Source organism: Candidatus Paceibacterota bacterium (assembly GCA_041660505.1).
Lineage (GTDB): Bacteria > Patescibacteriota > Minisyncoccia > Phycocordibacterales > JACRKE01 > JBAZWG01.
On the sequence record JBAZWG010000002.1, the window covers coordinates 24,492 to 48,838 of the forward strand.

Below are 24,347 nucleotides of genomic sequence, written 5' to 3' on the forward strand. Positions count from 1 at the left end.
ATTATGACGCACCCGGATCAATTACCCTTCGTTAACATCACTATCGGCTCGCCATTAGCATCGACATATTGGACATGCGCCGCATTTATGTACTGCATCGAATTGGCAGTCTCTATCGTAACCTCGTTCTGAAGCGCAAAATATTTTGACTCCAGCACGGCGACACTCGATGAAAGTTCGTCGGTCCTCTTTTCTAAAGCCATTCTACCGACAACATGACCGACGGAGGCGTTCACCAAATACCCGTAGGCAAGGATCTGAATGACTACGAACGTCGCAAATACCGAAAACGCCCGACGTCCTTTTTCGGTTGTATTTTCTTTATTGCTTTGTGTATACAATTTTGTCACGATACTTTTTCTATAATCCTTAATTTTGCGCTTCTGGCTCTGGGGTTTTTTTTGACTTCTGTCTGCGTTGGCGCTATGACTTTCTTCGTGATTATTACCCCACCCCGCTTTTTAAAATCAATGAACTTCTTTTTGACTATTCTGTCTTCGCCGTCATGGAATGTAATGACTGCTATTCGGCCAGACGGAGCTAAGTAATCCCATGCGGAGCCGAGTGCGATTACAACAGAACCAAATTCGTCGTTAACGGCAATGCGTAGAGCCTGGAATGTCTTGGTTGCGAAATGGATTTTGCGATGCTTATAGAATTCCGGAACGGCCTTTTCTATAATCTCGACCAGATCGAACGTAGTAAGTATTTTTTTGTGCTTCCTTTCTTCTACAATAACCCTCGCTATCCTGCCCGAGAACTGCTCTCCGCCAAATCCGCGCAAAATTGCCTCGAGAGACTCTTCGGACCATTCGTTAACGATAACCCGTGCAGTTAGTACATTTTCTCCGGGGTTCCTCTCTAGGGTCATAACAAGCGGCTCGTTGATTTGGAAAGAGAATCCTCGTCCGGATGATTCGAGCTGAACAGAGTTAAGTCCCAGATCAAAGAGAAATCTATCTACCTCACCAGGTTTAGTGCCGACTATTTCAAGCGTGTTCTTAATGTCCCTGAAATTGCCAATTTTGAGTGTTGTTTTACATTCGAGAGCGCCGAGAAAATCTTTTACGTCGTTCACATTCTGTTCGTCCGCATCTAGGCCGATAAGCCAGCCGCTAGTACCGATCTTCTTGCTGATTTCGCACGTATGTCCGCCTCTGCCGAGCGTTGCGTCTACAACAGTCTGTCCCAGTTTAAGGTTAAGGCCGTCTATTGTTTCTTGTAAAAGAACCGGAATGTGTTCTGAGTTATCTTTAAACTGGCTCATATTGCACCAATATCTGAAAGCTGCTGCGCCAGACCGGCTACTTTGCCTTGAATCCCCTGCTTGTAGGTCGTCCAGATTTCTTCATCCCAGATTTCTACCCGTGAATATACTCCCGTGACTATCGCGTTTATTTTGAGACCGGCATGCAGTTTCAAAAAATCAGGAATCAGAATGCGTCCGATAGTATCCACTGCTGTCTCCACTGCGCCCGAAAACATAAAGCGGTTGAAGTCTCTTGCATTTACCTGTCCGATGGAAGGGGCCGCCAATTTCTCGGCAACAGTCTTCCATTGGCTCATGGGGTAAACGAAGAGACATTTATCCAACCCGTAGGTAATCACAACGGTCTTGCCCAATTCCTTCCGGAACTTTGCCGGCAGCGAGATGCGCTTTTTTTCATCTATCGTGTGATGATACTCGCCAATGAGCATAGACTTTTATGATTTACCCCACTCTTTCCCACTTGAGTATATTTTATACCACTTCATCACACAGCACAACATATTTTATAGTGGATAACTCCTTAATTACAACGCAAAAACGCCCGTAGGCGTCTTTGTCAATCCTGTTTGAAATCTGAATCTCTACTTTATTTCTACAATAGAATATGATGCTGTCTGGCCCGATGGGGTTTTTACGATAAATGTATCACCCGCTTTCTTGCCTATCATCGCCGCTCCAATAGGAGATTCGTTCGATATCTTGCCATCTTTAGGCTCGGCCTCTTCCGAGCCGACGATACTGTATTCCACGGCTACACCGCCGTTCTTTTTAACCACAACCTTCGATCCGATATCTACTGTTGTGCCGTGCTTCTCTTTAACTATCACTGCTTGTTTCAGAACATCCTCGATCTTGGCAATACGTTCTTCAAGATCAGTAAAAGCCTCCCTGGCCTCTTGATATTCCGCATTTTCCGACAAGTCTCCAAGGGATTTTGCGTATTCGAGACGTCCGGCAACCTCCTGCCGTCCGGTCGTTCTTAAACGTTCAAGCTCTGCCGAAAGCTCGGCAAATTTCTCTTTTGTTAGATAGTCGTTTGACATATGGATATACTATATATCTAAAATGACATTGAGTCAACTTTTGATGTATTCCGGGGCGTGCCAGAACATCCAGTCGAAAAGTTGGCGCATCACGTAAACACCGCCAATGGTATTATGAACGGGACCGGCCTCCATAACTATCGTAAATGCATATTTAGGATGTTCATACGGGAAGAACCCGACAACCCATGAGTTTACCTTAGATTTAGAGACGCCGAGCTCGGCCGTGCCCGTTTTGGTTGCAACCTTTAAATAATCAAGATTAAGCCCTTTACCTGTGCCGGTTACTGCGGACATGCGCATCCCTTCCTTTACAACATTAAAGTTCGCTTGCGGAAGATCTATAGTGCGTTGGATTTCCGGTGTCTCTGTCTGTAATATTGTCGGCCGAACCAGTTTGCCATTCGTAGCAAGCGCCGCGACAGCCCGCACGGCCTGAATAGGCGTCACAAGAAATCCATATTGACCGATGACAGTATGGTACGTATTTCCTACGCGCCAAGCGGCGTCCTTCGGGAATGTCTTGGCCTTCCACTCCGGTGAAGGAATATTGCCCATCTTCTCGTCCGCGAATTCGATCTTCGTCGGTTCGCCGAAACCAAACATGCGCGCATATTTCTCTATATTCGTAATACCGAGCCCCCTTTGATCCTTATATCCGCCCCCTATCTGATAAAAATATTCGTCTGACGACTGCTCTATCCCCTGCCTCATATTTATCCAGCCGTGTGCTTCCCAGTCTTTAAAAATAGTAGGCTTCTCAGGGTCGTAGGGGTTCGGGATTACAAGTTGGCCTGTGCTTAAAATCTTTTTATCAGGTGAAATTATCCCCTCAGTAAGCGCGCCTATTGCCATGAATGGCTTAATAATAGAGCCGGGCGCATACAATCCAGACACCGCTCTGTCGAGGAATGGTTTAGCCGGATCACGCAACGATTGATTTATGGCAACCCTGTCATTGCCTGCAGAAAAAACTAGTGAACTGAATTCCGGATAACTTGTAATAGCCACGAGTTCCCCCGTCTCAACGTTCATAATTATTCCCGCTCCACCGGCAAATCCCCTGTCTGTAGAAACGGCTTTTATAATTTCGTACAGCTTCTGTTGAACTTTTGCATCAATAGAGAGAACGAGCGGTTGTCCGGAAATTGGATCTTGCTGAACGCTTTCCGACAGCGTGTGCCCAAGGGCATCTGTCTCGGTTATCTTAATACCTGGCGTACCGGCCAGCCGAGTATTAAAAATCTTCTCAACACCGTCAATGCCGACAGTTGTTGTCGCCATAGGAATAAATGAATCGCTTGTGGTAGCATCGTTCTGCCCGAGATAGCCGAGCAAATGACTGAATCCACCGCCCTCCATATAATTGCGCTCCGAACCGTTGTTCCAAGCAAGAAGCGTCCCATTCTTATCTTTTATAGACGAACGTTCGGGAAAAACTGGGAAAAATCGCAGTGTATTAACGAGACTCCGTTTATAAAAAGCCTGGCCTTGATTAATTTGCAAAGTGAAGAGTTTGCCTCCGATAAAAATTATCGCTAATAAAAAAAATGCCGCCAGGGTGTACAACGACTTCTGGGAAATCGGCTTTTCTATGCGGCCTTCAAATTGTTGAGTGTTGAAGGTCGGCATATTCCGGGCATCCAGGAAAATTTCGTCCGGATATATTTCACCAGTGTTTCGTGATTTTCTTTTCATGTAAATTAAAGTTGTGTCTGAACACCTGTAGAATAAAAAAGATGATTGTCCCAATAATTGTGAAGGTTGCGGTGCTGGCTAACGGCCCCGTTGCTCGAGAGTAAATCAGATCGTAGAGAAGCGAGAATAAAACTATTTCGTAATATGATGCAAACATGAATGATCCACAAACGAGCGCGCCGGCAAACAGCCACCATGGTGCGAATATCAGCAAAACGAAAATGAATATATCTAACGCGTAGCGGGAATACATGTGCGTTTTATATTATTCGAGTCCTTTCGATCAACATAAACCCATTTAAGGGTATGCAGATTTACGGGACTCTTAAGATATATCGTTTCAAACGGAGCGTCCTCGGTCTTCTTGACCTGCTCAACCCTTGCGACAAGCGTGGGCTTTTCTGTAGGCAAAGTGGCCTCATCAAGCACGTTTATTTTTATATTCTTCGGTAAACTGGCAATGAACGTGCCATCGCCGTCGCCTTGGATATTCACAGAAACATGCTCCTCCCCCAGAAATACTGAGGTTGTCACCTTGGCCGCCGAATAGAGTATTACTCTAGAGGATGATGTGTATACATCCGAGACAGAGCCGAGCACTATGTCTCCGAATGAATACACCTTGTCGCCACGAGAAATGCCGTCAGTACTGCCGACATCAATCAGCATAGACGCATAATATGAACGCTCCGGCGAAAGCAGAACAAGCGCCCCGATTGAATTTGCAGTCGGGGCACACAGAGTCCAGGGCGTGGTTGAAGAAAAAACCGTATCCTTTCTTCTTGATAATAAATTCTTGAGCTCATTATTCTCACTTGTCAGAACCGAAAGATACGATAGTCTCTCGCGAGAAAGTTCTATATCTGTTCTTAGCGCCTCATTTTCTGTCATGAGATTTTCTTTGCTTTTTAGGCCGACAGAAAGCGAGTCGACAGAGCGGACAATAAATTGCCCCGCATAAGTGAACGGGCTTACTAAAAAAATTACAAACTGCGAAGCATAGGTTCGAGCCGGGGAAAAAATAAGGGCGAGGGCGAACGCAACGAGCGTAAACGTCCATGACTTATACCAATGCGGCTGATTTCTATTCTGGAGGTAGGTCGTCTTCATCTTGGACAAGTAAGTCTCTATAAAATTCGATGTCGTCTAAGATTATTCCGGTACCCCTTGCTACGGCCGTAAGCGGGTCATCGGAAATATATACTGGAATCTTCAAATCCTCCTCGAATACCTTGGTCAAGCCACGCAGAAGAGAGCCGCCGCCAGTGAGTAATATGCCTCTATGCATGATGTCCGAAATAATTTCTGGCGGAGTTAATTCCAACACTTCGCGTACGGCCGTCACCAGAAGACTGATTGATTGCCCGATTGCCTCGGTAATATCCTCGTTCGTCAGCATTATCTCGCGAGGGAGGCCAGTGACGAGGTCGCGACCCCGCACTATAGTTTCTAACGATTCGGATTTTGGATGGATAGAACCTATGGCAATCTTGACCTCCTCGGCGGTCTTCTCTCCGATGAGCATTTTGAACTCATCGCGCACATAGCCGACAATATCTTGATTAAGTTTGTCGCCCGCTATACGCAAGCTCTTGGCTTTTACGATGCCGCCGAGCGATATGACCGCTATGTCTGAGGTGCCGCCACCTATATCGATTATCATATTACCTATCGGCTCGTAGACGGGCATACGGATACCGATAGCGGCGGCAATAGGTTCTTCTACTATATGCACTTCGCGCGCGCCGGCATTCTTAACAGCATCTCGTACGGCACGGCGTTCGACATTCGTAATACCGGACGGTACCCCCACGACCACTCGCGGACGGATTATCTTACGCGGAAACATTGCCTGTGTCTTTTTTATGAAATAATGTATCATCTCCTCTGTTGCCTCGAAGTCGGAGATGACACCGTCAACCAGGGGCCTCACCGCAACGATGTGCTGGGGCGTGCGGCCGAGCATCGAACGCGCATCACTGCCTATTGCCACAACCTGACCGGTCTTTTGGTTCAAGGCAACTACTGACGGCTCATTGATAATGATGCCGTTCCCACGAACAAACACGAGCGTGTTGGCGGTACCCAGATCCATACCCACGTCGCTTGAGAATTTTGTGAGCAAACTTTCGAGAACTTTATTTTTCATATCCGATTAGCTTGGCCATCAGTTCATCCTCGGTCAGTCCGATTGCGTCTGTATCCTTACGCGCTTTATATTCCAGCTTGCCAGAAGCCACAGTCTTCGCACTTATAATCACCCTATGCTGGATACCTATCAAGTCGCTGTCGGCAAACTTCTCTCCGGCTGGTTTATCTCTATCGTCATACAAGACCTCTATTCCCTTCGCAGTCAATCTTTCATATAACTTATCAGCATCGGAACTGACATCGCCAAGAGATACTAAGTGTATTATAAAAGGCGACACAGCCTCCGGCCAGACAAGCCCTTTCTCATCCGCGAAGTATTCTACAATGACACCCATAAGTCGCGAGAGGCCGATACCATAACAACCCATGACGACCAACTCATCTTTACCTTCACTTGTTCTGTAGGTTAATTCAAACGGTGTCGTATATTTCGTCTTCAATTCGAAGATATTGCCAACCTCTACTGCCGACTTTACTATAAGATCTTTCGAACCGCATGATGGGCAAACACTCTGTTCCGCGATTATTTCTTTATTTATCGCAACATGGCACTTCTCACAAATAGAGATAGTATCCTCACCGGTCTCGAGCACCGTTTGGAACTCGTGAGAATATTTAGAGAACGATCCGCCGGAGGCAAAGGTTATATAAGTATCTTTGCCGAGTCCTAATCTTTCATAAACCTTGGCATAAACACCCTTCATCTTTTCATAATATTTAGCCAAATCGGCCTCGTCGGCATGGAAGGAGTACATGTCCTTCATAATGAACTCTTTACCGCGCAAGAGCCCTGACTTCGCGCGCAACTCGGCACGGAATTTGTTCTGGAATTGATACACGGATTGAGGCAGGTCTTTATAAGAAGATATAAATCTCTTCAAGAGTGGGACAACAACCTCTTCATGGGTGGCGCCCAATACAAATTCTCTGTCTGACGCGTCTTTAAGCTTAAACAATGGATCGGGACCGGACCAACGGCCGGTTGTTTCCCAGTTCTCTTTAGGATGAAGGGCCGGCATATAGATTTCTTGCCCGTCGGCCTTATCCATCTCCTCGCGAATTATCTGCTCTATCCTATTCATTACTCGCAAACCAAGCGGTAAGAATGTGTATACACCGGCGTGTAATTTATCAATAAAACCGGCACGGATAAGCAGGGTCGCGTTCTTAGACACCTCATCCTTTGGTGCCGTTTTGCTTGTTTTAGTGAAGAGTTGTGATTGTCGCATGATATTTATGATACTACGCTATTAAGACTTTTTGTCAAAAAATTTGTTATCTCTTTTATTCTTAAGGTCAAGGTAATTTGATCTTGTTGAGACCTTTTGTCCAGTCTTGGCTTCGACAGCTCGACGAGCGACACCCGCAACCGAACCACCTTCTTTTGCATCTTTTTGTAGGGCTGGCAGTTCGCGAGAATCTTTGTTGCGAGAAATTTGAGTTGTTGTTGCTTCACCAAGCATCGTTAAAATAAGCTCGAGCTCGTTCATGTGGTCGCGTGGATTGTCTGGACTGTTCAAGCTCTTAAACTCTTTAATTTCTTTTGCTGTCATTTCGAATGCGCCCTGATATATCTCGTTAGTCAATATCGCAAAGTCAATCCCCTCCCTTGCACCACGATCTTTCCACTCATCTGTTAGCGTATTCCGGATATTAATACCACGCATTCGTTTGGCGACCCAATCTTCTGAATAGCCTTTCCTGTCGTATATCTGTTTTGCTCTAACTATTGCCCGTTCCGGGTCTTGGATTTCCTCTATGCGCTCCTGACCGACCTTTGCAAGCCAGAGCTTGAAAGGCTCGGCTTTTGGGGACGGTATGGATTGGATTATTCTAAACATACCCTGAAGATTTGTGCTGTCTGTCTCATATAACTTACCGTCTGCTGATGGTAATTTCAGTTGTACGATTTTTTCGTACAACTCGGAATATCCTTCTGAAATAAGCTTAATTTTAAGATCGCTCCAATATCGCCTCGGGTTTTGGCTCTCTGAAAGAATGCCTACGATATCAATTATAGAGAAATACCACTGCTCATTATGCCATGTTCTGCGAACTTCCTTCTCTTCGAAAACAGCTGATTGTTTTACTTTTATGTCTTTTTTCATGCGATTTTAGAATAGCTTTACAATGTCGTGTACGGTTACGATTGCCATCAGTATTATGAGGATTGCGAAGCCTGCGGAATGGACCTTTTGAGTGAATTCCGGTTTTATCGGCGAACCTTTAATTTTCTCTATTATAATGAATAGTATTCGGCCACCGTCCAAGGCCGGAATAGGTAGAATATTAAGAACTGCCAGATTAATGGAGAGCAACGCCATGAATGCCAGTATATAAGAGAAGCCAATGCCCGAGGCCATGCCGACCATCTTGAATATCCCAACCGGCCCACTGACCTGTCCGACCGTTGATTCTTTTGCGAATATTCCTGTGGCGAAATAGTACAAACCTGTTATTGTTTCTTGCGCCAAGCGAACTGTCATGAGACCGCTCTCTCTTATCGCCGACATTGGAGGCAGATACGCCTCACCCATAATGGCAAAAGCGATACCTATTTTATATGTCTTGCCGTCTTCGGATTGCGGGGTAACAGTTACGAGTTCCGGCGCGGATTTACCTGCGTGTTTGATATTGAGAATTATCGGCTTGCCGACGCTTTTCGCCACCAAATCGGAAATATCAACAGACCCGAGTACCGTATCTCCGCTCGACAATCCGGCACGCGATGCCGGCGAATCATTTGCTACATAGTCTATTATTATCTGTCTATTGCGCAAATATTCCGGATTTATCGTACCTTCTACGGGTAAGAGAAGGCCTGTCTGGAGGCTTACGAATAACAAAAGCAACGCGAGCAATATATTCCCGATTACGCCAGCCGCGAGAATGATTATTTTTTTGTATGTCTGCTGGGTGCTGAAGCTGCGTGTTGAAAATTCGGAGGTCGGACCTCCGAAAGTCGTCGGAGGTCCGACCTCCGAATTTTCACCTTCTTCTCCCAATATTCTGACGAATCCGCCGAGAGGCAACCAATTCAGCGAATAAAATGTTTCGCCGTATTGTTTGCCGAAAATTTTTGGCGGGAAGCCGAGCCCAAACTCATCGACTTGCACACCGAAGAGCTTCGCGGCAATGAAGTGGCCGAACTCATGAGAAATAATAAGCGTCACGAGGACGATAATGAAGAGTATGGCTGTAAACATGTTTTATAACTCGATCTCCTTGCGTTTGCGTTCGTGGAGCTGTTCCAATTTGGCAACTGTGTCGTCTACCATTTTCTGCAGTTCGTCTTTATATCTGAACTTTTCATCTTCTGTGACTGTGCCTTCTTTTTCTTGCTTTTGAATATCATTCCAGATTTTCTCGCGCTCGGCGCGCAGAGAAATCTTAGCTTCCTCGAGTTTCTCCCCCGCCAGCTTCATAAGCAATTTCCGGCGATCTACCGTGAGCTCGGGGAAAATAACTCTGATAGACTTGTTGTCAGGGCTGGTTGAGACGCCGAGATTAGCGGAAGCAATACCGGTCTCGATAGCCTTCACGAGCGACGCATCCCAGGGTGTAATGCGTAAAGTCTTGGGATCCTCAACGGCAATAGCCGCCACGTTCGATACCGGCATTTTGGAGCCATAAGAGTCTACCAGCACACTATCCAAGAGCGCCGGCGTCGCCCTACCCGTGCGGATAGAGCCGTGCTCGTTCACAAGCCAGTCTTCTACCCCCTTTGCCCCTATTTTAAAACCCGCAAAATTATAAGCCATAATTTAAGTTGAAAGTTATAAAGTTACAAAGTTGAAAGTAATACGATTATATCACACAGCTTGCCCGCCGACGAGGCGGGGCAGATGTAAGGCCAAACTCTCAAGAATAAGTTTAATGGCCGGCGCCGTGTCGTGTATATATTGCTTGCTCTTTTCGAGCAGTTCGAAGGCTGTTTTGTCTTTTTTCGCCAGTTCCGGGTTCTTTGCATAATATATTTCTAAAGCAGACAATATTGCACCGGCATCGTATTTAGTCCGCGCGTGCACTTCATCACTCTCATCGCGCACGTCAAAGAATGTCTTTTCTAGATATTTCAACCGTTCGATCGGCGTTTTCCTCAGAAACTTTTCTGCGTCGAAAACTTCTTCACTTGGAAGCTTAGCTTCCAAGTCTTCTAAAATATGTAATCTTGAGCGGAGGGTTGGTAATAAGTCATCCGGATACGGCGTAATGATAACAAACTTAGTTCCGGGCATTGGCTCTTCTAGTGTCTTGAGTAGAGCATTCTGCGCCTCTCGTCCGAAGCCGTACGCGCCGATACTGAATGTCTGTACATCCCCGTCTGCCACTGCCAAGCTTGCCCTGCGGTGCAATTCATGTGCGTCGGCGATATCAAATGTTACGTAAACTTCATCAGCAGAGACGGGCTCGCCTTGTATCAAGAATGCATGGTGAGTTGAAAGTTGAAAGTTGAAAGGGGTTCGCATTTTACTTTATACTTTAAAACTTTGTAACTTTCAACTATTTATCGCTTGCTTATAATACTGCGTTTATATGTATCAAGATGCTCGAGGGCGACACCAGTGCCTTTAGCCACACAAAAGAGTGCTTCGTCGGCAAGCTGAGCTTTGACCCCCGTCTTGCGATAGACCAATTCCGGCAGATTGCGAAGCTGGGAGCTCCCGCCGGTCATGATTATGCCTTTATCAATAATATCAGAGGCGAGCTCCGGCGGTGTCTCTTGCAAAACATCTTTAATCGCCTTGACCATCTGACGAAGCTCGTTGTCAATCGCCTTCACAATCTCATTCGTCGCCATCTCGGCACTGCGCGGGAGACCGGTCAAGAAATCTCGACCCTTAATAATAGTGCGCAATTCGCTCTCCATCGGTACTGCAGAACCGATCTTCACCTTAATTTCTTCTGCGGTCTTGTCGCCTATCGCCAGATTAAACGTGCGTTTGATATATTCCGTAATAGCGACATCCATTTTATTACCGGCACACTTGACGGATGTAGAGGCCACGATACTGCCAAGGGATATCACCGCTACGTCTGTCGTACCGCCGCCGATGTCGACGACCATGTACCCGCATGGCTCATGAATCGGGATGCCGGCGCCAATCGCCGCGAGTATCGGCTCCTTGACCACGTAAGCACTGCGCGCACCAGCCTTGATGGCTGCCTCGATGACAGCCCGGCGCTCGGTCGAGGTAATACCGGCAGGTACGGATATCATAACGTCGGGCTTAAAAAAGTTCCACTTGCCAAGAGCCTTCTGGATATAATACCGTAACATCGCCTCGGTCACGCGATAGTCGGCGATGACGCCGTCCTGCATCGGTTTGTAGACAAGTATACCGTCCGGCGCCTTGCCCACCATCTCTTTGGCCGCCGCGCCGACGGCCAAGACTTTATTATCTATCTCCGAAACAGCCACAACTGAAGGCTCGTTTAGAACAATCCCCCGCCCAGGTACGAAGACGAGCGTGTTGGCGGTACCCAGATCAATACCAAGCTTGCGAGTAAATCGAGGGAATTCAAACTTCATTACCCTACTATAGCAAACACTTTTTACTGTCCAAAGCTTAGCTTTGATAATTTCGATATGTGTGGTATAATTTAACAATGCGAATTATTGAATTTTGTGCGAATGAATATTACCACGTCTTTAACAGAGGCAATAATAAACAAGTAATCTTTCGCGATGATAGCGACCGTTTCCGATTCCTGTTCGCACTGCTTTTTTTTCAGGCTCCAATCAGCTATGACCAGATTGGCAGATATATAGTGTTTTTAAAAAGGCACAGGACGGACATTAGCCAGAATGATTCATTAAAGGATTTAGCGGAGCACGTACTGGGCAAACGCTCTATAGAATTAATCAATTTTTGTCTTATGCCAAACCATTTCCACCTTGCCGTTAAGCCAATGAAGGATAATGCAGTGTCGCTATATTTACATAAAGTATTAACTTCGTATACAAAATATTGGAATAAAAAATATAAGGCGACGGGACACCTGTTCGAAGGATCATTCAAAGCTGTCCGTGTTGCTGATAATGACCAGTTTTTATATCTATCGACCTATATACACAGAAACCCCGCTGAATTATCGACGTGGATTGGTCGCGAGCATGAATATCCGTGGTCGAGTCTGCAAGACTACCTTGGTGTTAATCGTTGGGGAAAACTGCTTGCGACCGAAAATATTTTAGAGCAATTTGACTCGATTGAGGAATATCGGGCTTATGTTAACGATAGCACAGCAAAAACCGGCGATGACGACATCGAGTTTGTCCAAAGCTAAGCTTTGGACATTGGACCCTACTTCCCGTACATATATAATGAGTAAATCTCATTGGCCGACAACTCGCGGTTATAAATACGCACGTCATCGATTCCGCCCTTCCACGGTTCAGCCGGCGCGCCATAATCACCAATATACATATTTACTCCGCCATCGTTATATACTCCGCCAAGATTCTTGTTATCGCTACCCACAAGTCTACCATCTATATATAAATACTGTGCGGAGTTTGTTTTTACACAGACCATATGATGCCATTTACCGTCCTTATACACATTGCTTACTGCCGGGGACGCAATGGTCGCTGCAACTCTTAGACTGCAATACATTTGAGTACCGCCACTATCCCCCATCAATACTGCACTACCAGCAGAGTATTTTCCCAGAATAAAATAAGCGGTGGCGCCAGGGACTTGCCCTCTATTGAACCAAGCGGAATATGTCCAACTATTCGCATTGGTTGGCCCGAAGTTGTTGCCCAGATTTACAGTATTATTAGCGCCATTCTTTGGGAAATACAACCCTTGTCCAATTTTCCCTGCAATAATACTTGTCCCTGTCACTGTCCCATTTTTCCCATTTCCACTTTTGTCTAACATTACACCGGTAGTCCTGTCCACAGCATCAAACGTCCACCAGCCGACGAGACCATTTGTGGTGCTTTGAGCCGAGACTAGCGCTGGACTGGCTGTGACCTTCGCGCCACCGAGTGTATATAATGAGTAAACTTCATTGGCCGACAAGGCGCGGTCGTAGACACGCATGTCGTCGGCTTGCCCTGAAAAAATACCGTCTGACTCGGCGTTACCAAATACTCCAAAATAGTAAACACTGTTTGTTATATTAGGGGTTACCGTGGTCGGAGTACCGGATATCGCCTGTAGTACACCATTCACATATATCTGCGTGGTTGTATTTGCCGCGCCGGGAGATTTAACAATGGTCACTAAATACCATTTATTTGCCGTTAATGCACCTGCGGCTGTTGCGACAGAATTGCCGGAAGCGTATTCGACCGAAACAGCCCCTGCTCCGCGCAAATTAAAGAAGGTGCCTATAGCCGCACCAGCACCACCGTTACGATCACCCGTAAAAAGACCTGCGCCGGATGTTGTTGTATCTCTCAATTTCACCCACTGCGATAAGGTTATAGACGCATTACCAGAGATGCCAGAATTATTAGCACCAAGTAGATAACATTTCTGCCCATTTGTGGTCGCTGTTGGCGTAAGCGATATTCCTCGACTTATCTTCGCGGTTACAAATTGCGGCGTGCAATTCGTCCCGCTCTGTGTTGTAAACATATGACCATTACCAGTCTTATCTATTGTATAAGTACTCCCTGAATCTGGGGTATCGAAAGTCCACCAGCCGACAAGGCCATTCGTGGTACTCTGCGCGGAAACTTTCGTCGGGCTTGCCGTAATCTTACTTGTACCGAGCTGGTACAGAGCTTTAATCTCGCTCGCAGACAATGCACGACTATAAATGCGCACGTCGTCGATAGAGCCGTTAAAGTTATATCCTCGTGCGTTAACTCCGCCTGGTCCCCATGGGCCGTCTGCAGCAATATCCAATTCTCCATCCGGCGCATTTTGCGAACCGGTTATCGTTGTCGGGGTCTGGGCAATTCCGTCGATGTATAAGGTTATTGTTGTACCGTTTATTGTTTCGACCGCATGATGCCATTGATTATCTCCATAGGCACCGGCGCTCGTAGAAAAAAAGTCTGTACCGTTATAGTACTCCGCAGATACTGTATTATTCGTATTCATCAATAGACCCCAAAGATAGCGGTTGGGAGCATTATTAAGCGTATCTTTTCGGAGAATCGACATTTCACCTGCCGCATTCCCGCTCGTTTTAAACCAAGCCGAAATCGTAAGCGTAGAACCCAGCCGCAGGCTTGCGCTATCGGGCACGGCGACGTATTGCGATGCACTAATTGCGCTCCATGAAGCATTAGACGACAGAGCTTGGCCGATCTTGCCCTGCACTTTACTCATGCTTGTTAATGTCCCATGATTTGCATATAAGCTTTTATCCCTCACTTGCGAACCTGTTACGTATCCTGAATCAAACGTCCACCAGCCAACAAGGCCATTCGTCGTGCCCATCGCGCCCAGAGCCTGCGCGCTCGAAACTGCAGACGCCTCTGCCTTGCCGGCCAAAAATAGCGCAGGCAACAAAAGCAAGAGCGCGAGGAACCTAGTTAAAAGTTTAATGCTTACGAGTGTCACAATTTTCAATTTCTAACTTACAATTATTTACGGCGTCGTACTCGTCGCATTTGGGTCTATTACGTTAACTATTCTTATCTGTTCGATGGCATTATTACCTGAATTATCTACTGCGTTATATTTAACCTCATGTGTACCGGCTAATGTTGTGTCTATCTGATCGCCTGTCGTGACTATGCCGAGATTATGATCTACGTTGTCTGTAACTGTTGCGCCCATGTCGCTGTAACTCGAGCCCATGTTTATTGTAGATGGGTTGAGGCCGAGCATTGTGATGACCGGAGCCTCTGTGTCTGCTGGCGGGGTCGAAGTACCAGCAGGCGCCCCGGCTGGGGCAGTTCCTGCCACGCACTCCCCTGCTACGCTGGCGACGAGGCCACTTGACACCTTCAAACAATACGGATTGCCTGTCGTGTCGTCATATAATGTGACACCTATCGGGTTTACTGACGAGCCAACCTTCATACTCTTTAACACGTTTAAGTCTTGTACCACCAATCTGCCGTTCTCGTCCAAGCTCCAGTTGCCCGAGGCAGAAGCCAGACTCTTTATATTGACTATTGCTTGCCCTTGCAGGTCGAGTACGCGCGCTGTTGCGAGCTTCATATAACCCGTACTTTGATCTACTACCCAGTCTGAACTCACGGCGCCGTCTGCAATACCCGAAGAAATATTCTGATAACCAAGATTGACGAAGACAGTAATACTGCCTGTCTGTGAATAAGAGCCGTCGGGTAGAGTGCCGCTCCAAGGCTCAAGGGCGATACCAACAGTCTGGCCGGAGGTCGTCGCCTTCATACCGATACCTGCCGCCGATGAAAGCGTGATGTAGTCACCAACCGCAATATCCCCTCCTTCAAGGTTAACTTTAGTCGGCACGCGACCAGAGAGAGCCACGGGACGCGAAGTACTCGCCGTAAACTCCGAACTTGCACCACCGAGCAGAACACCGGGGTCAGTAGATATGATTCCTATTACCGGTATGATAGTAGAACTTGCCTTTCTCACAACAAGAGTCGAGGTAGAAGTATCCAACGATACTAAGTCACCCGCCGAGATAGTCTCGTCCGTTATTTTGTAACTCTCTGCCAGGTCCACGGTTTGCGTCGAAGCTCCTCGAGAATAAATCTGTCCTGCCGGTACAGAACTACATGCTACCGTAGCGGAACTCGTTGACACGCAAAGACCGGAACCAGTCCCTGTTCCGTAAACTTCGAGCTTCGCCCCTGGCGTCGTCGTCCCGATACCGACGTTGCCCCCCTGTGCCTGAAAAGCGATATTCTGATTATATCCCGTGTTCTGCTGTATTCCTTGAAATTCAAAGACATTTGAGGCATTGGACATTGTAACCTGTAGTTGCTTTTGTGTTGTCCCCTGCTGATTTCCAAACTCCATAAGTTTAACGCGGTCTGTTGCAGTCTCGCTTACTGGAGAGATAACTCCATTCACGCTTAGCTTGTAGTTAGGTGTGGTTGTCCCGATGCCTACGTTGCCCGCGTTTGTTATTGACAACTTCTCCGAGCCTTGTACCGCTAACCCCATGGTTGCTCCTGTACCTCTTGCGTCTAAGAACGCTTTACCAGCATTACTCGTGTATATAGACAGACCAGTAGCGGCAGCAGCGGAGAAGGTGTTGTTGCCAATTACCAATCCATAAGGGCTATCATCATCTCCTGTTATTTTTAGCAGTTGTGTTGCGGCTGTCCCACCATCAAGAATTTCAAGTTTTGCCGAAGGACTCGTCGTCCCGATGCCGACGTTGCCATTCTGTTGTATTCTCATCTTCTCAGCATTAGCTGGTGAGAATGAGATATAGTTTCCAGTACCAGCAGAGTAGTTGGTTTGGAAATCAAGTGAATTATCACCAGCGTCATTGAAGGTTATTTTGGCATACTGTCCCGCTACTCCTGCGCCCAAGTTATCCAAAACGATTTGCGGATTGCCGCGAGTCCCCTCGTGAATTGAAAGTTTAGCCCACGGAGTTGTGGTTGCAATTCCGACATTACCATTCGTATCTATCATCACTTGGTCAGTATTTGAATAGGAGTCTGACCCTTTTCCAAAAAACATTGTCCCATTACTACTCTGTATGTAGCGATGATGCAAACCAGATACGGCATCGGTATCAGAAAGATAAAACATTGGGGCGATATTGGCGATATTTAACAAATATGCTGGCGTCGTCGTCCCGATACCGACGTTGCCGTTTCGGAGCACTGTGAACGATGTCGTTGTTGCCGTTAATGTTGAGCTGGCCACCGTGAATATCGGCTGGGTGCCGTCAACATTGCTGTCGCTTGTGTTGGCGGAGACAGAGAGTTTGGCCCATGGGGTTGTGGTGCCGATACCGACTAGCCCGCCGGAGGTGATACGCATGGCTTCGGTCATTGCGGTGCTATTGTTGGTACTGAAAGCTAAGTAGCCAAGTTGATTGTTTGTTGTAGAGTTTTCTTTAAACCCAACGATGCTGGCGAAATTTCTGATCGATGAGGGGATTAATGGTACATCGTCTTTATAACCACCGAAGGCGATAGAGCCACCGGTATCTACAGCTTGGGAATTATTCGATCGTATCAATAATTGTCCCGTAGCGGTACGCGTCGGGACGGTGCTCGAGCCATAGATATCAAGCAGAGCTAGCGGCGTCGTCGTGCCGATGCCGACATAGCCACTGCGGAGGATTGTAAATAATGAATTGGTGGCGCTGGCGGTAGAGCTCGCAACGACAAAGAGCGGGGTGGCCATGTTGGCAGAGGAGTCGGTCGTATTGCCTTGTATCGAGAGTTTAGCAAATGGTGAGGTAGTGCCGATGCCGACAAAACCATTAGTGGTGAATTGGCCTGTGCTTGTGGTGGTGGCGTTGCCGTTCACGGTCAAAACAGATGTTGATGTTGTGCCTGTTGTAGTGAGGTTGGCGTTGGTGCCAGAGGAACCAATGAGAACGCCACCGGCAAAGTTGGCGGCGACGCCGTTCGGGTTGGTAATTGGATAGCTGACAATAACAATACCGGAACCGCCACCGCCACCCGCGCCTCCTTCTGTAGCACCGCCACCTCCACCGCCCGAGTTAGTGGTTCCGGCAGTACCAGCACCAGAAGTACCTCCTGCGCCACCGCCACCAAGCCCTCCAGAACCTCCGCTTTGAAGATCGCTGGAGCCACCACCACCGCCACCATAGTAGACGGTGGTTACACCATCGCTAATAGCGGTAGTTGTGCCTATTCCGCCGACGCCGGCGGCTGCATCTGACCCATTACTACCAGTAGCACCCGCTCCGCCACCACCACCGCCACCATTATTCTGTGCCGCTCCGCCACCATTATAGCCTTGCCCCGAAGTACCGTTACCGCCTGATTGACTGCCGGCACTGGCAGCACCGCCACCAGAACCACCATCGCTACCAGCCCAAGTGAACGCTTGAGAACCTCCCTTACCTCCTCCTGTGGCCACTACAGTACCAAACTGCGAATCGCCTCCGTTAGTATTAGTGCTACCGGTAGCACCCGCTCCGCCAGCACCGACTACTACTGTTATGCTTTGAGAAGGCGTCACCGCGTATGAATATCCGTTACTAGGTCCGCCGCCAACAACTCCTCCTCCACCTCCTCCACCGCCATCAACCCACGAAGTAACGCCGTTCTTGCCTCCACCGCCACCACCTGCCACCACGAGCACCTTAACGCTGGTTACACCACTACTTGGAACGGTAAAAGTGACAGACCCGGTATTGGTAAATGTATGAACCCTGTAGGTCTGTCCACCTGACGTATAGGTAGTGACGGTTCCTTGATTGTCTGTAGCCGATGGCGTTGAGCCTACTGCATTAACATCGAGTGAATATGCCGGCGTCACAACGCCGATGCCGACGAGGCCTGCGGACGTGATAGTTGTTGTTGCAGTTCCTCCAAACCACGACTGATCGTTGACGGAAAGTTGAGTTGTCGAAGCATTAGTAAACGTGGCTTGGCCGGTGACTGCGAGCGTGCCGGATAATGTCGTTGCGCCGGTGACGGAGAATGTGCCACCAACGGATGTGTCGCCGGAGACAACGAGAGCTGATGTGCTTGCTGTGCCCGTCACCGCCAGATTCGTCGTCGTGGCGTTGGTGCCTGTGGCATTCACGAAGGTGAAGTTTTGGAGGGTGGTGCTACCTGTGAGCAAGATGTTGGTGGCGGTGAGGAGACCGTTATTAAGAAGCGTAAGCCTCTCGTTGTTCGCGAAGTCGGCGAAGGCGAAGAGTCTGCCGGTGTCATTGGTGCCGAAGCCGTTGACGGCGAACTTGGCGGATGGCGAGGTTGTGCCCACGCCGACACGGTCGGAATATGAACTGCCGGTGCCGTCGGCAAGAGCGTAGACCGTGAGGGTGGAGGTAGCACCAATGCCAGCCGAGAAGCCGAGCTCGGTACCGGAGGCGAGCGTTGTCGAGGCGAGAGGCATATTGATCCAATCAATGAGACCGGCGTCGGCCTCGAAGGATTGCGAGCCGGTGATGAGCTGGGCAATGGTGGTTGAGCCGGTGTTGTCTATAGAGAAGAGCGTGGTGGAGGCACTGTCTGTGACTTCGAAAGCTCGGCCTGATGACGTGGCTGTGCCCCAGATGGTAACCTTGGCATATGGCGAAGTGGTGCCGATGCCGACGTTGCCTGTCGATGAAATGTAGATGGAAGAGGTGGCCTGTGCTACTCCCGCATCGTTACCGACGAGCAAGAAGCCTTTCGTAAGATTGAGAGTGGTGAGAAGTGAGGATGTGGCAGTTGAATACAATCCGCCGGTAGAAGTAAGTGATGCAAAACCGGATGTGTAAGAAGAGAATGTCGCGTTGCCGGAGACTATGAGCGCGGATGTGCTTGCGATGCCCGTCACCGCCAGATTTGTCGTTGTCGCATTCGTGCCCGTGGCGTTTGCGAAAGTAAAGTTCTGGAGAGTAGTTGACCCCAGTGTAAAGATATCGCCGAGATAATTCACAGAGAATTTGGTGGAGGATGCGACTTTCATATCTAGCAACATACCGGAGAAACCGGCTAGGGCATCGGTGCCGATAACTGTGCCCGTGGTGGAGAGTTTTTCGACAGAAAGTAGGGCGTATGGTGATGAGGTACCAATGCCCAACAAGCCTTCGGCGGTCACTGCGCCGAGAACCGTACCAGAACCATTTTGCCATTCTTGCAGATCTGCTGTTTGGCTTGTGATGCCTTGTACGATCAAACCTTTTTCACCGACCTCAGCAGTGCTGACGTGAAGTTTAGCGAGCGGTGTGGCATGCGAGGTGGCGGTATTGCCGAGAACAAGGGAGCCTATGAAGATCCAATCTGATTGGCTGGCGCTTATATTGAGTTTGTAATATCTATAGTTCTGTGCTGTACCTAGGGCATATGTTCTGATTTCACCAGAGCTCCAAGCGGGAACATTTGTTTGTGTATTCAAAACAGTCCATGCCGAATTGTCGTTTGAACCCTCGAATGTCCAAGTTTTTGGCCCATAGGTGTAATAAGTGGTATACGAGTCTGCCTGGATTTTATATTGATTTACAGTTGTATAGGTTCCCAAATCAATTTTCAACCAACCTGAAGTACCATTAACACACCACGCCGTCGAAGAATCTGAATCAAAAGATTGCCACGCAGAACAGTTGACCTCTGTAGACGCACTTGCCACATACGGCGAAGGGGCGCTGTCGCTCGTCAAGAATGTCGGGATCTGAACATTTGCCGGCGTAGAACCAATAGCTAAGCGAGAGTTTATCGAGTCAAAATACATGATGCTGTTATTCTGACTGACTGCTCCATTAGCACCAATATACGGGACAGAGCCAGAAGTAAGCGCGGTAAGCGAGAGCGTACCGCCAACCGTTGAATTGTCGCTGACGATGAGCGCAGAAGTTGATGCTGTACCCGTGACTGCAAGGTTGGTGGTTGTCGCATTGGTACCCGTAGCATTGGCGAAAGTGAAGTTCTGCAATGTAGTTGATCCCAACGTAAAGATGTCGCCAAGATAATTTACGGAGAACTTGGTGGATGAGGCGACTTTGAGATCAAGTAACGTACCGGTAAATGTTGATAATGAATCAGCGCCAATGACGGTGCCTGAAGAAGATAGATGTTCGATAGAGAGACGAGCATATGGGGTTGAAGTGCCCATTCCGATCAGGCCGTTATAGAATGATGTGAAGATAGGGGCGGAACTTGTGGCGTTTTGTAATGAAAATATGGAGATACTTTGTGAACGAGAGGTCGTAGCGTTGAGCGAGAAGAAGCCGTTCACATTCAGACTGTTCCAAAGTCTGGTATTCCCCGCCACTTCGACATTGCCGGATGAGAAAATGTCGCCGGAGTAAATTGATGATGCGCCGGAGTCGGCCTCGGCAAGAGTACTGCTTGAGTAAGCGAAGCCGATCATGTCAAGAGTACCAGCCAGCATTGTGCGCGCCAATGATGAATATTCAACAGATGAAAGTGCGGTCGTACCGCCATCATTTGTTCCGGCGATGGCATAAACATAACCATTTACAACAAGAGATGTGTGATATTCCCTAGCACCGCTAAATGGCGTAGCGGTGAGCGTCGTCCACGCGCCGAGAGTGCCATTTGCATATATCTTGGCATATTCGATGGAGGAAAGGTTGCCGCCGCCGATACCGCCCATCGCGTACAAATATCCGTTTGCCACCACGGCGGATAACGCTCCTCTGGCTGTATTAAGAGGAGTTGCGGTGAGCGTCGTCCACGCGGCCAGCGTGCCGTCGCTGTTTATCTTCGCTGACTCTACCGACGATATGGACGTTCCACTTGTTATTCCACCAATTGTATAAATATATCCTCCAACAACAACTGACGCGTGAATATTTCTGGCTGCGTTAAGCGGTGTCGCCGTTAGGGTCGTCCATGTACCAAGCGTACCGTCACTATTTATCTTCGCATATTCGACGGTAGCGGTATCGCTTATGCCGGTACGACCGCCCATAACATATACATAACCGTTAGAAACTACGGAGGCGTGCGCGTATCTGGTGATATTTAATGATGCCGTCGTTTTCCACGCACCGAGCGTGCCGTCGCTGTTTATTTTTGCGTATTCGACAGTATTAACCTGTACTCCACCTGTACCATTACCACCGATGGCGTAGACATATCCGTTGGCGGCGATAGAACTGTGCTGATATCTTGTGATGGTAAGCGATGACGTTGTTGTCCACGCACCAAGTGTGCCATTACTGTTTATCTTGGCATATTCGACAGATGAAAGCCTGGTACCGTTGTATCCACCGATGGCGTAGACATATCCGTTGGCGGCGACTGATGTCTGTTGGTAACGAGTCGTGCCTAGAGATGATGACGTTGTCCACGCGCCAAGTGTGCCATCATTGCCGGAGTTGAGCGCAATTGTTTTCTGCGCAACCGATACCGGATACACAGGGGATGAAGTCCCGATGCCGACGTTGCCGCTATTCTGCTGGACAACGAATTGCGATGTGCCAACTGTTAAGCCGCCCGTTGAGAATGTGGAAGTGGCGGTGGTGGAAGTAATTGCGAGCACGCTCGTTGTACCGATTGATGCGGTAAAATTCTGGAGCGTGGTACTGCCCAGCGTAAAGATATCACCGAGATAATTCACCGAGAACTTGGTGGAGGATGCGACTTTGAGATCGAGCAATAGGCCGGAGAAGCCGGTGAGCGCATCTCCCGCGATAAGCGTGCCGGCAGAAATCCCGTCGACGGAGAGCTTGGCGTAGGGCGTTGAGGTACCGATACCGACGTTACCGGCAGTACCTTCTATCACCATGCTGGTTTGCGGTGTTGCAAACATGTCTCTCGGAGTAGTTAGGAACCGAATTGCTGTTGGTACGGTGTCACCATTGTCTTCGGCTTGTTTCGCGGCGACAATATCCAAGACTCGCGCATAACGACCCGCAGACGGATAATCTATTACATAGTTATATGAAAATGTGGCTCTGTCGTCCGCCAAATAACTCGGCAAACTCGTTCCTCCATATCCTCTGAATATTTTTATATCTTTACCATAAACGTCTAAACCTGCAGTGGGACTTTCGGTCCCTATTCCTACGTTGCCGCCGCGTGTTACAACAAAGTTAGTTGTTGTAGCAATATCGGTTGAGGATGATATCAAGAAGAGCGGTGCGATTAGGTCTAGATCGGAAGTGTTGCCACTCACAGAAAGTTTCGCGTAAGGCGAAGTGGTACCGATGCCGACGAGGCCAGTATCGGTGATGGTCATCCGCTCGGCACTGGCGGTTACGAATCGAAGGAAGTCGTCATCACCGGCGGTGATGTAGGTGGTCTGGGCGGCGTTGATGACACCGCCTAGGCCTTGCCAGACACTGTTGTCGCCGAAGCCTTCGAACTGGTGCGTCGTTGTGTTGTAACGGATCTGGCCGGCAAGCGCCATGCCCGGTCTCTGGGCTGTTGTGCCAATTGGGAGATGGACTGCGTCGGTGGCGTAGATGTCGAGACTCGTGGCCGGTGTTGAAGTGCCAATGCCGATGCGACCGCTTGATGACTGGACGATGAATTGGCCGGAACCGATATTAAGGCCGCCTGTCGCGAACGTCGATGTAGCTGTTGTCGATGTCGCAGTGAATGACGAGGCGACCACTTCGCCCATAACAGAGAGCGGTGCATATGGCGAGCTGGTGCCGATGCCAACATTGGAATTGCGGTAGATGTTGGAGCCGTTCACCGTCCAATTGGAGAATACTGCCGCAACACCATTCTGGAGTAATGAACCAGTGATGTTGATATCGCCCGCCACATCGAGCGCATGTTCGGGAGAAGTAGTGCCAATGCCGACAAGGCCGGTGAAGATGGCGCCAGTGCCGGTGGTGGTGCCCGTAAGTGTCCCGCCACCAAGCGGCAGATACCCGGAGATTGTGCCCCCGCCGGTGAAGGTGCCGGAGATGGTGGCATTGGTGATGGTAACGCCGTTCAATGAATCGATGCGATTAGAGAGACTGATGGCGCGATAGTTGCCGGCATCGACAGCGGCGCCATGCGAAGCGTTGGCGTAGATGAGGGCTGTGAGTTTGTTGTCGAGCTGGTTCAGCTTGGTAGCCAAGTCACTTGATGTAACACCGGAACTTGTTTGTTGGTAAATGATTGTTGGTTTGGTTGTTGTAACGGTTCTCGCGGGCGCACTGCCGATGACAGAAATCTTGCCCGCCAAACTATTGACTTGATCACGTAATGCTTGTATATCGCTGTTTACAGTTGTAGTTGACAGAGTATCAGATATCGTGGCAATGTCGGTGACTTTTTGACTGATAACAGGGGTGGTAACTGTGACTGTCGGAGAGGGCTTTTGGACCTGCGGAGAGAAGAAGGAGATGAGCGACGTTTGAACGCTATTGAATATGTCCCCTATCGTACTGCTGATGCTTGCCATATATTGGCTAGGTAGAGCCGTATATTCATTGACGAGGGAGGCGTGAGCTAGCGAAAAATTTGCAATAAAAAAGACGGTTAAAACCGCAAAGTAAACTACAAATTTTCGCACCGAATGCATACATTAATTATACTAAAATATGACCACGTTTAGTACGCATTTCCGAGACATGTTGTGGATAATTAATCCTTATTCTGTAAGGGTATTTATCCACAGGTTGACATTTTTATTCGGTTGGTACTTTTCTGGCCGAAAATA

General features: G+C 48.3%; 17 protein-coding genes. 1 reads left to right on the forward strand and 16 read right to left on the reverse strand.

Annotation, left to right across the window (positions count from 1 at the left end):
• Nucleotides 1–17: 17 nt before the first annotated feature.
• The 14 genes from WC764_03990 to WC764_04055 all read right to left on the reverse strand — a co-directional run bounded on the left by WC764_03990 (nucleotide 18) and on the right by WC764_04055 (nucleotide 11,695).
• Nucleotides 18–350, reverse strand: a complete 333-nt coding sequence (locus WC764_03990) for a hypothetical protein (protein ID MFA6006853.1) — start codon at nucleotides 348–350, stop codon at nucleotides 18–20.
• Nucleotides 347–1,267, reverse strand: coding sequence for a 16S rRNA (cytosine(1402)-N(4))-methyltransferase RsmH (rsmH, locus tag WC764_03995; GenBank protein MFA6006854.1), 921 nt, complete (start codon nucleotides 1,265–1,267; stop codon nucleotides 347–349). Before rsmH ends, WC764_03990 begins: the two co-directional genes overlap by 4 nt.
• On the reverse strand, nucleotides 1,264–1,698 hold the full coding sequence (gene mraZ / locus WC764_04000) for a division/cell wall cluster transcriptional repressor MraZ (GenBank protein MFA6006855.1): 435 nt from the start codon (nucleotides 1,696–1,698) through the stop codon (nucleotides 1,264–1,266). The genes rsmH and mraZ overlap by 4 nt, the downstream gene beginning before the upstream one ends.
• Nucleotides 1,699–1,851: 153 nt before the next feature.
• Entirely contained in the window at nucleotides 1,852–2,313 is a 462-nt protein-coding gene (gene greA / locus WC764_04005; protein MFA6006856.1) for a transcription elongation factor GreA, read from the reverse strand.
• Between the two features lie 33 nt (nucleotides 2,314–2,346).
• Nucleotides 2,347–4,011 (reverse strand): penicillin-binding transpeptidase domain-containing protein, encoded by a 1,665-nt coding sequence (locus WC764_04010; protein ID MFA6006857.1) that lies wholly within the window; start codon nucleotides 4,009–4,011, stop codon nucleotides 2,347–2,349.
• Entirely contained in the window at nucleotides 3,983–4,264 is a 282-nt protein-coding gene (locus tag WC764_04015; protein ID MFA6006858.1) for a hypothetical protein, read from the reverse strand. Before WC764_04015 ends, WC764_04010 begins: the two co-directional genes overlap by 29 nt.
• Complete coding sequence (gene mreC / locus WC764_04020; protein MFA6006859.1) at nucleotides 4,243–5,121, reverse strand: rod shape-determining protein MreC; 879 nt, start codon at nucleotides 5,119–5,121, stop codon at nucleotides 4,243–4,245. The genes WC764_04015 and mreC overlap by 22 nt, the downstream gene beginning before the upstream one ends.
• Nucleotides 5,096–6,160 carry a rod shape-determining protein gene (locus WC764_04025; GenBank protein MFA6006860.1) on the reverse strand — a complete coding sequence of 355 codons (1,065 nt, stop codon included), beginning with the start codon at nucleotides 6,158–6,160 and terminating at the stop codon, nucleotides 5,096–5,098. The genes mreC and WC764_04025 overlap by 26 nt, the downstream gene beginning before the upstream one ends.
• Nucleotides 6,150–7,391, reverse strand: a complete 1,242-nt coding sequence (locus tag WC764_04030; GenBank protein ID MFA6006861.1) for an aminoacyl--tRNA ligase-related protein — start codon at nucleotides 7,389–7,391, stop codon at nucleotides 6,150–6,152. Before WC764_04030 ends, WC764_04025 begins: the two co-directional genes overlap by 11 nt.
• Before the next feature lie 21 nt (nucleotides 7,392–7,412).
• The gene (locus tag WC764_04035; protein ID MFA6006862.1) at nucleotides 7,413–8,270 is read right to left on the reverse strand and encodes a Bro-N domain-containing protein; all 858 of its coding nucleotides are present in this window, start codon (nucleotides 8,268–8,270) and stop codon (nucleotides 7,413–7,415) included.
• 6 nt (nucleotides 8,271–8,276) lie between these two features.
• Nucleotides 8,277–9,368 (reverse strand): site-2 protease family protein, encoded by a 1,092-nt coding sequence (locus WC764_04040; GenBank protein ID MFA6006863.1) that lies wholly within the window; start codon nucleotides 9,366–9,368, stop codon nucleotides 8,277–8,279.
• Nucleotides 9,369–9,371: 3 nt separating this feature from the next.
• Nucleotides 9,372–9,923 carry a ribosome recycling factor gene (gene frr / locus WC764_04045; GenBank protein ID MFA6006864.1) on the reverse strand — a complete coding sequence of 184 codons (552 nt, stop codon included), beginning with the start codon at nucleotides 9,921–9,923 and terminating at the stop codon, nucleotides 9,372–9,374.
• A gap of 51 nt (nucleotides 9,924–9,974) precedes the next feature.
• Nucleotides 9,975–10,631: a hypothetical protein gene (locus WC764_04050; GenBank protein MFA6006865.1), complete on the reverse strand. Its 657-nt coding sequence runs from the start codon at nucleotides 10,629–10,631 to the stop codon at nucleotides 9,975–9,977.
• A 38-nt stretch (nucleotides 10,632–10,669) separates the two neighbouring features.
• Nucleotides 10,670–11,695, reverse strand: a complete 1,026-nt coding sequence (locus WC764_04055) for a rod shape-determining protein (protein MFA6006866.1) — start codon at nucleotides 11,693–11,695, stop codon at nucleotides 10,670–10,672.
• Nucleotides 11,696–11,772: 77 nt separating this feature from the next.
• Between WC764_04055 and WC764_04060 the strand changes: the two genes are divergently transcribed.
• The gene (locus tag WC764_04060) at nucleotides 11,773–12,453 is read left to right on the forward strand and encodes a transposase (GenBank protein MFA6006867.1); all 681 of its coding nucleotides are present in this window, start codon (nucleotides 11,773–11,775) and stop codon (nucleotides 12,451–12,453) included.
• Between the two features lie 17 nt (nucleotides 12,454–12,470).
• Here WC764_04060 and WC764_04065 read toward each other — a convergent pair whose 3' ends face one another.
• Complete coding sequence (locus WC764_04065; protein ID MFA6006868.1) at nucleotides 12,471–14,693, reverse strand: LamG domain-containing protein; 2,223 nt, start codon at nucleotides 14,691–14,693, stop codon at nucleotides 12,471–12,473.
• Between the two features lie 27 nt (nucleotides 14,694–14,720).
• Nucleotides 14,721–24,089 carry a glycine-rich domain-containing protein gene (locus tag WC764_04070; GenBank protein ID MFA6006869.1) on the reverse strand — a complete coding sequence of 3,123 codons (9,369 nt, stop codon included), beginning with the start codon at nucleotides 24,087–24,089 and terminating at the stop codon, nucleotides 14,721–14,723.
• Nucleotides 24,090–24,347: the final 258 nt, after the last annotated feature.